The sequence below is a fragment of the candidate division WOR-3 bacterium genome (genome assembly GCA_039802005.1).
GTDB lineage: Bacteria > Hydrothermota > Tepidihabitantia > SM23-42 > JAOAFX01 > JAOAFX01.
On record JBDRVV010000032.1, the window covers coordinates 21,016 to 30,960 of the forward strand.

Consider the following 9,945-nt stretch of genomic DNA (forward strand, 5'->3'; position numbering starts at 1 on the left):
CTCCTTTGCTTTTATTGCCAATCACCAATAACTACAAAAGGTGCCCAGAAGAATGGTTTGTCAAAATATTCTTTTTTCATTAACCACCTCTGGGCATCACATAGTGCCTTTGTCTTGTCCGCACCCCTCAAATTCTTATAAAACTGTGCCATCAAAAGTGCAGTTGATACATCACTCACCTTCCATAAAGATGCAATTACCGAAGGGGTGCCGGCATAGATAAAGGCACGACTCAAGCCAGTAAGTTCATCACCAATGTATACACCTTCAGAAAAACCCCGCAATTGTCCAGTTTCACACGCCGAGAGAGTAACAAGATAGGCATCTATCTCCATATTAAATATCTCACGGACCCTTAATTCACCGTCATTCTCGTCATCTTTAGAAAGAATTATCTTTGATTCAAGTGCGGAATCGCCGGGTGCAAGTTTTCCGTGGGTAGCAAAATGGATTATGTCATAGTCCTTTAGATATTTTTTTGCGTTGGTCTCTGAAGGCGGGGGTGATGAATTATCTTTATCTGCAAAAACCTTGAGATTTGATAATCCCCCGGTTTTTAAGATTGAATCTTTTTCGGCAATTGTTCCGGGCAATGGCATATCAAACCAATCTGGATGCTCTGAAAAATCAGATTTTGCAAAAATTACCGATTTATTCTTTTTTAATTTGTTTTTATTATGGGCAATTTCATAGACTGATGCCGATGGGGCATAAAATATATCATAATCATCAATCAAAAGTTTCTTTGAGTCTTTATCTATCATAATCGTGGCAAAGGGAAGATTATGCAGAATGCCATATGGGATAATACAAAGCCTTTTTTTATCTTTTATTTCCGGCATAACCGGGGCAATCAAGTTTTTATAAAACCAGTCTGAAATTCCCGCAAGCTCATTATCTTCATAATTTACCCTGCGCCTGATTATTTTGCGGTATTTGTCAATTTTTTCATAGATTTCTTCAGGGTTTGCGTTTAAATTTTTAATCCCATATCTCTGGCTGGTAATTGCAAAAACATAGCCATTATGCATTCCGATAAAATACTCAATAATTGCCGTATTGCCATCTAAAATAGATTGGAGTTTTTTAATATCAATAGGTTTTATTGATTTCAAAATATTATAATCGGGGAATTTTTCTAACATCTCTTTTATTATCCGGTTGTGTTCGATAATCACATCTGCCTGTTCAGGCATTCCGGATAGAAATTCTATCTTCTTTTCCAGGGCTTGTTCCTGCTTAATTAATGATCTTATCTTAGGGTCAAGATTTGTTTTCTGGGCAATATCAATACCGGAAATCAAATCTAAAAATGCCCGGGACTTTGCGCCTTCGGCATATTCAAAAGCCTTTTTTGCATTCCCCTTTTTATAATATAGGTCTATTAGCTCTTCGTATAATACAATCTTATTTTCAAAGAATGCTGAACGAAATTCCTGACTGACAATCCTGCCGCGCAGGTTTTCAACAAGTTCCACCGCTTTGGTCAAAGAACTTATTGCCTCGTCAATCTGCCCTGCCTTGTGCTGGGCAAAACCGAGGTTTGATAGAACTGATGCCTGCCAATCTTTTCGATTCATATTTTCAATTATATTATACCCATCCTGATATGATTTTATTCCCTTGTTGTAATCACCGGAAAGGACAAATATGTTGCCCAAATTACAATAGACCTTTGCCTGTCCAATACTATCCTGAAGGAATTTATATAAATTTAATGCCTTTTGGTAATTCGCCTGCGCAAGTTTAAAATCCTTCTTTTTCTCATAAAGAATACCGAGATTATTATAAAATAGTGCCTCATCCTTCTTGTCTTTTAACAAAGGTCTTGTCAGTTCATAAAAATATAGTGCGGAATCAAAATATGTATTATCTGTAGACGAAAGTAAAATGTAAGTATAGCCTAAATTCTGCAATGCCTCAATCTTCCAGGAAATATTGCCTGTTTTATCAAAAATTTCTAATGCTGATAAGAACTTCTCCAAAGCCTGACGATACTTTCCCATATCAAGATAAAGATTGCCCAAATTGTTCAACAATTCGCCTTCACCGAGTGCAATCTCCTTTTCCTGCTTAATGCCAATTATCAGATTCAAAGATTTCAATAGATTCTCATAGGCAATGTCATAATCACCGAGCCTGCGATGAATATTACCCATCTCCCGATAGGCATCTGCCGCACTTTTCTGATAACCCAATTCCAGTGCAAGTGAACAGGACTGATTAAAATATTTCAGGGCACTATCGGCTTCTGCCAGTTGGATATATAAACTCGCAAGGAAATAATAACCATCAATAATACCCTTTTTATAATCTATTGACTTTGCTTTATCTATTGCGGTCAAAAGGTTATTTTTTGAACTATCGTATTCATTTTTCGCTAAAGAAACCCGTGCCAGCATCAGGCGAATGGTTATTTCATCCATTAAATCATCCGGCGTTTTCTCTTTTATCAAGTCCTGATTTTTTAAGGCATTTTTAAAATTTTTTTCTGCCTCGGTAAAATTTCCTTGATAAAATGCGATCGAACCGATATTTAAATAAATCTTCGCCAGACCTGGATAATAATCATTTTCTTTGAAGATATTCAGTGCCTGATTGTAATAATCTACTGCAAGACTTAGGTCTCCGAAAGAAAGAACAATATTACCAAGCCCTTTAAGGCACAATCCTTTATCAATCCCTTGCGCAAAATTTAATATCTCTTTATAAATACTCTCTGCCTTTGAAAAGTCTTCTACATAGAACAATGAATCTGCAATTTTGATATTCGGATCAATTTCATAGGCAGGAGATAATAAAAAGAGAAAACAGATTATTAAAAAAGATTCCTTTAATCCCCTTTTATCAAGGGAGAATTGAAGATTTATGAATTTGTAATCGTTTTTCACTTTTCCTTTCCGGTAAGTTCCTCATACCGATCCAGATACCTATTTCCAATTTCGACAAGTCCATATTTGTTATAGAGTAGGGAAAGGGACTTGAGAATTAAAGGTTCATTTGGCTTTAATTTTAATGATTCTTCATATGCCCTAATCGCATCAAGAATCAACCCATTCTCTTCATATATACGCGCACTCAAATAGTTAAGTGTAAAAGAATCGGGATTTTGCGTTTTGATATTGTTAAGGGCAGTTATAATATTTGACACCACCTCAGGCTTCAAAATCTTAAAGAATCTTTCAGCAGAATTCAAAGTGTCATTTCCTTTCAGGGCAAAAATCTTTAGAAGATATGAACCAGGCGCGAGTTCAGGGACATCTTCAGGATATTTCAAAAATGTATCGGTTGAGGTCTTTTGCCAGATTATATTCCCCATTTTCTGAACTACAATACTATATTTCTGTGCATTCTGGAATTTATGCCATATAAAATCTGGTTTATTCGTTATTAAAGCTGTATTACCTGGCTCAATGACCTTTAAGGCAAGGCTATCTTCATCACCACGGACAAGAATTTTTACACCGGTCCTTTCCCCGGCGGCACTGAAGGCAAAGAGTGTTGAAATAACAGATGGAGTTACACCACCCCCTTCCTGATCTTCGCCTCCCCGCTGGGTAGTGTCAATTGGCATCGATATTTTCATTCCGGTTTTCGGACCTAAAGAAACAATTTTCCCGTTATTATAAAATATAGTAACTTCAGAGTTTTCTCCGGTTATAATGCTGTCCTCAGAAAAAATAGCACTTTCCAATTCTGCTTTAAAAATCTCCTTGCCCCTTGTTCTATAAATTTTAACCTCTCCTTCCACGAAGGTTAATATTGCTATAGGCTGTGCACTTTCGGTGTTATTCAATTGAGTAAAAAATAACATGACTATTGTGAATAAATTAATCATTTTCTCCTTTCATATAATAATTACTGCTTGGTCCCAAAATTTATTCCAATTATAATCAAAATAAATTATCTGTCAATTATGCGGTTTAAATATCTAAAGATTAATCTTTACCACCATCCTGCGTCTTGAAAAGCCCCCCTATAATATTTTATAATTTTTATACTAAATTTTTATCTAAACCTCGTTATTGTTCGATAGTTTTAGAATTGTAGAATAATGGAATCAACCGTGTAGTAAATTATTTATCAAAATTCACACCTTCTGACCTGTATGAAAGTCTAAACCCTTAAATAGGTTAATTTCCTATTTGTACTTCAATTGTCCCTACTTACCCTTATTTATTGTTGGTGTTTCCTCTAACTGCCTTGTATCGCCTCAATTGCCCTGTATTGCCCTAATTTGCCTTGTGTTGCCCTGTCAGAAATATATCAAATACTTCGCCTTTATCGCACCAACCTGATTTTGTAATGCAAGTCCCTCCCCTTGATTTGCCCGATAGTCATTCAAGGCAATATAGAGCCAGGATTTGGGCTTGAAATTATAAGAGAATAAAAAGCCAAAACGATTGGTCAAAAATTCTGTAGCACCAAAATTTGTGCCCGGTGTATTGAAGACAAACTCATTAAATATACCAAAAGTCATTATGGGTGTGATTTTGATATCTATTCTCGGTGTTGCTGAAGGCCATATAGTAAGGATTGTATTAGTAGTATCCCATTCAACCCAGAAATAGGAATCAAAATTGATTGAAATCCGAGGCATCACTGTCCAGTAAAATCCGTGCCAGGTATAAGACTGATACGCAAGAAATCCACGATAGTAGTTATAAGAGTAGCTAATGTTAGCACCACCCCAGATACTATACTTTGGTCCATTACCCCACACTGATACATTTGCACAGCGGAACAAGAAACTTGTATCTGCTTCATAATATGGACCTGCCTCAATTTCCATGCTCCCACCCCAATCATTCCTGAAATTGGGATTGAAACAGGCAAATCCTATCTTTGACCAATCTTTTTCACCAGGGCTCTGTATCAAGGCACCACCAAATCCAGTCCACAGGTTTCTCAAAAAACCTTTTTGATATGTCTTAAATGGCCCAGTGAGCAACATAAACTTCTTGATTCCTGCCCAGGGCACATAGCCAATATCCTGAACATCAAATGAATCACCAATCACCTGAACACTGCCCATTGTCAAAAAGTTCTTGATAAACCCAAAATAACCAGAAGATACTGCCCAATCCCTTTTGCCAATTTTATCACTCATTGCACTCTGAACGATAAATTGATTGGGTCCTGACCGATACACCCCATCAACACCGATCGCAAGATTATATGTATCTTTATTGACCGCTGTGCCACTGAATAATATACCCATATCCGAATTCTCTAAGACCTTATATTTTCCACGAAACACACCAAACCCACGCCTCGGCTCAAGCACAAGATTGCTATCTTTTACTTCATCTGTGTACGCACCAAATAAACCATAGTTTAGTTTTTCTGATTTACTGGTCAATTTCAATCCACCAATTATTGGTACAACTTCACCATCAACAGATTTACCAATCCTTCGGGAATAAAAGATTCTCAAAGGCGAGAAGAACCCTTTACCTTCACCAAAATCCGACATTCTGAATATCTCTGAGCCTTCAACGAAAAAAGGCCTCCGCTCGCTCAAATATGTCTCATACCTTGATAGATTCAGAATAAATGGGTCGGATTCAATCTGGGCAAAATCAGGAAAGGCAGTGGCGTTTAAGGTGGTTTGAGAAGTAATATCCCATTTCAGGTTCAAACTGGCACTGGGTTTTATCTCGCCCGAAAGTGCACCCACCTTATCATAACGCACAAAGCCTTCTGGATAGATTTCAAAATAATAACCCTTTGCCTGAGAGTTGATATTTTTTAGAGTACCAAATTTTGATACCAGCATTCCTTCTTTCTGTGAAACCTCGGTCCAGTAATCAGTTTCTTGTCTCTCTGGAATATGACGCCTGAAATTTATCCCCCATTCTGAAAGGCCTTTTTTATATCTGATTGATTTAAATGGAATTTTAATCTCAACTTCGTAGCGGTCATCATAGGTCTTTACTGCATAATACCAGACACCATCCCAGGACAAATCTGAAGAACGACCATCATCAAGTATCCAGCCATCATCATACACCCCACTGACATAAACCTTGAATAGATATGCAGTAGTTTTGCTTCCAAAGGGGTCAAGATACACACTAACTGCATCATCATTTCCACTCATCTGATTCACAGGTTTAGAATTCTTTGTCCAGCACCGAAAGGCAAAATAGAGATTGTTTTCGTCCTGCAGAATGTAAACCACGGTATTATCCGATGGCTTCTCTTTTTCATAAGGCATATATTGAATAAAATCGTACGCTGAATCTGCCTTGAGCCAGATTTCTTCAATATGCCCATCAATCACCGGTGCAGTTTCTGTAAACCGCACCTCAAGGGATTTGTTATTTGCAACTAACACTAATAATAGAAAAACCATATTTCTCCTTTCACCTTATTTTTTAGATTTTATAATACCAGCATTCCAACCCCAACCCACCAACCATCCTTCTTGAAATCCCAAATTCCATTCCCCTCTTCACCCCTATTAGCCCTTATTTCCCCTTGTTTACCCTTATTTTTTTTCATAGCCCTCTTTAGCCTTCTATTGCCCCTAATTGCCTTAAGTTGCCCTCAATTGCCTTCTATATTATGTATTACGCAAAAATCCCCAAAAAGTTTCATTTTCGATTACCACACTACAATAATCTTATTAATTTACATTACTTCTTTAGGCTGTTATTAATTGTAGTATTTTATACAAATTTCACAAAAATACAATAGTCATTCACACAATCTCTCATACCCTAACCAAATTTCAAGTGTGCATTAACTTATTAAGATTACCGAGATATGTGAAATGCGGTTTTACTAATAAGACCGCTGATTTTCATCTAGGTTTTTTTTCAAGTATTTTATCCAGCGGTCGAGTTCATTCACAAGCCTGCGGAACTCAATGTTAGTGATATATTTTCTTTTCTTGTGATCCACAAGCGAACGGCGTATTTCTACGGTATAAGTCCTGACGACAATGTCGCTGTCTTCACCCAGATGATTTCTGATGTCAGTTAGGGATTTACTAAGCCAGTCAAGAAGTGTCTTGTATTGCTTGTTCAAGGAACAGAAAATATACAACGAGGAGTTGTAAATCCCGATCCCGATATAATAAACGGTTGTGCCATCTCGTTTAGCCAATTTTATTGATGCCCGATGCTTGGTAACCCGAACCTCATTGAAGTTTATAGACCTCGGGTATCTGTTCATCAAAGCCAGTGTGATTCTGGTTGGCAGGGTAATATCCAACGGTATGAGTTTTTGCCTCACATGACGCATTTCTCTTACCAAACGGACCCGCATATTGCTCCTCCTATGCGTAATATTATTTAGTGTTTCCTAATATCAAAATTCCTGTAGAGTTAAGAGATGCAACCGAAAACTCCTTTATTATTATAGTAATTTCCTTTGCTTTCGCATCGCCCGTTATCGATAAAAGTAACTTCTCGCCCTCTTTCGCGAAACAATGACAAGCCCCCAATTTTTGTCATAATGATAAAATGGTTCGTTTTTATCTACTCTTTCTTCATCCAAGTTAAACAAGTGTGACCATTTAGAGCGGTAGGTGTGAATTTCTGGTCGTGTCCCAAACCCGCTAAGTTCTTTTAGCCCTTGGCATCTAACACAGTATCGAGTTTCTGGTATCAATTGTAAACGTCTGATATCTATAGGTTTGTGACACAGCTCACAAAATCCATAAAATTTGACAGCATGCTTTATTTTATATATTGCAAGGTTGATTTCGTGCAACTTATTGTAACACAATTCTAATTGTTTATCGGTTGTATTTATATATGCATCTACATTATCCGGCAAGTCACCATCAGTGATTATTCCATTGTGAGAAAGTTCAGAATGCACTTCGCTATTTAATTCTTTCAATTTATTTTATTATTTAATTGCTCTATTTTCTTAATTGTTTTATATTGTTCTTTTAATAATTCATTCAATAGACATTTTAGTAATTTTACCTTCATTTATGCCTCCTTGTTTTGTTCTTCTGGTGAAATCCATTTAACCTGCCATTCGGGATTACGTTCTAAAAAATATAATCCTTCTTCAAATTTTATTTCAATTGGGGAACCTTTTAGTTTCTCCCGAAGGCGCTGAATTGCTTTTCTTAGTGCAGAAGCATTTATTTTAAGCACCTGCCTCAGCTCTAAAGGTGATTTCTCATCATAACCAATTTCTTTTAAAATTTTGATGTCATTCTCCCCTAACTTTATTAAATTAGACTGCCATCTGATTTCGCCATAATCTGATTTCAATATGACCTTAACTTCAGGCATGGATGGGATTGAGGGTAATTGACCACCTACGAGAACATCAAATACGAGGTTATCTAATGATTCTTCTTCTCCTGTTACAATTGCCTGCCATAACTCGCTTTGGGTTTCAAGTATTTCTTCATTCCAATTCTCAATTCCATGCTCCCTGAGAATATCGCACCATTTTTTCAAGTACACCTTGAGTTTAGGTGACAGTGCAAACAATCTGGCGACACTAAGAAATAAAATTTTTTGCCTTTTATCCAAAAAACTTTTATCATCTGAAAGCCTTTTGAATAAACCATGATAAACACTATCATCTACCTCGCCTTCCGAAAATCTATTAATCACATTCATTTCCATGCGGAAGAATTCCTTTTCAATATCTGAAATTTCGTCTATTGTTGAATTTTCTATTTCATTTTGCATCCTCTGGATTGAGATGATCAACTCTCTATTTTCAAAACCGTATATTGCGAGCCCAAAGATTAGATACAACCGATATGTATCCAGTAATGCCTGACGGTCTTTTCTATTAAAAAATTCATTGAAGAGGACCATAAGGCACTCAAAATCCAAATTTGTGCAATCGCGCTGCATAAGCCAAATTTTTACCTCAAAAAGTTTACTATATGGTTCTTCCTTATAACGACTTTTGTATTGAACTGGATCTTCCATACCGAAAAACCAAGGATAATAAAGCAAAAGAATATCGCCGCTTGATTCTAAGAATATTTCTTTCATTTTTTCTTTATACGGGTCATCAGGCCCATAGAAAAGGGATAGTGTGCTCAAAAAATAGGTGCATTCCTGATAAAAAGTATCTAAATCATTTGTATAAAGATACCAAAAAAGGTAAGAGGGATTGTTATGACTTTTGTGAATATTAATGATTTCTTGAATTGTTCTGTTTTCGGGTTCTTGAAAGTAGTGGACATAATAGAATGAGAGGAGAGGATTCATTTCACTTTCCCAACCCATTAATTTTACAAATTTTTTTAGGCTGGCATCGTTGAAGATTGTTTCAATCTCCTTTTGTGCAAAAATTTTATTATAATCTTCTCTGGTTAGATTAATTGGAAAGAAACCCGGGTAGTGGAGCCAAGCAAGATGCATTAGCACACGGGCGTTATTTTTGGGTAATTTTGCTAATTCTTTACTTAAAAAAGCAATCTCTTTATTTTTCTTTAGTTTCTCTCTTAATTTCTCAGATTCAATTTTTTCAATGTTATCATATATTTCTTCAATTGAATTAAATTTTGACAAAAGCAAAATTGCTGTTTTTTCTCCAATACCAGGTACTCCTGGGATATTATCTGTAGGGTCACCACTTAGAGCAATAAAATCAACTATCTTTTCTGGTTGAAAACCATACTTTTCAATTACCCATTTCCTATCAATTATTTCATAATTAATTGGATTAACAACAAAAACATTTTCATCAATGAGTTGTAAAATGTCTTTATCACTTCCTATAATAAATATTTCATAATCTCCATTTTTCAATTTTTCAACAAAACTGCCTATTAAATCATCACCTTCATATCCCTCTTTTTCAATATATTTTATACCAAAGCAATTTATAATCTCCTTTATTTTAGAAATTTGTCCTGAAAGCTCATCAGGCATTGGTTTTCTTTTTTCTTTATATTTTTCAAATGTTTTATGTCTAAATGTTGGAAATGCCATATCAAAAAAAACAGCA

The 9,945-nt window shown here is 35.9% G+C and carries 5 protein-coding genes; all 5 read right to left on the reverse strand.

Features of this window, described 5'->3' with window-relative positions:
- Positions 1-11: 11 nt before the first annotated feature.
- Positions 12-2,891, reverse strand: coding sequence for a CHAT domain-containing protein (locus ABIL69_09730; protein ID MEO0124264.1), 2,880 nt, complete (start codon positions 2,889-2,891; stop codon positions 12-14).
- Positions 2,888-3,838, reverse strand: a complete 951-nt coding sequence (locus ABIL69_09735; protein MEO0124265.1) for a hypothetical protein — start codon at positions 3,836-3,838, stop codon at positions 2,888-2,890. Before ABIL69_09735 ends, ABIL69_09730 begins: the two co-directional genes overlap by 4 nt.
- 417 nt (positions 3,839-4,255) lie before the next feature.
- Positions 4,256-6,358: a DUF5916 domain-containing protein gene (locus tag ABIL69_09740; protein ID MEO0124266.1), complete on the reverse strand. Its 2,103-nt coding sequence runs from the start codon at positions 6,356-6,358 to the stop codon at positions 4,256-4,258.
- Positions 6,359-6,789: 431 nt separating this feature from the next.
- On the reverse strand, positions 6,790-7,275 hold the full coding sequence (locus tag ABIL69_09745) for a hypothetical protein (GenBank protein MEO0124267.1): 486 nt from the start codon (positions 7,273-7,275) through the stop codon (positions 6,790-6,792).
- Positions 7,276-7,949: 674 nt separating this feature from the next.
- Positions 7,950-9,945 (reverse strand): 5'-3' exonuclease H3TH domain-containing protein (locus ABIL69_09750; protein ID MEO0124268.1); only part of this gene is annotated, 1,996 nt, incomplete at its 5' end.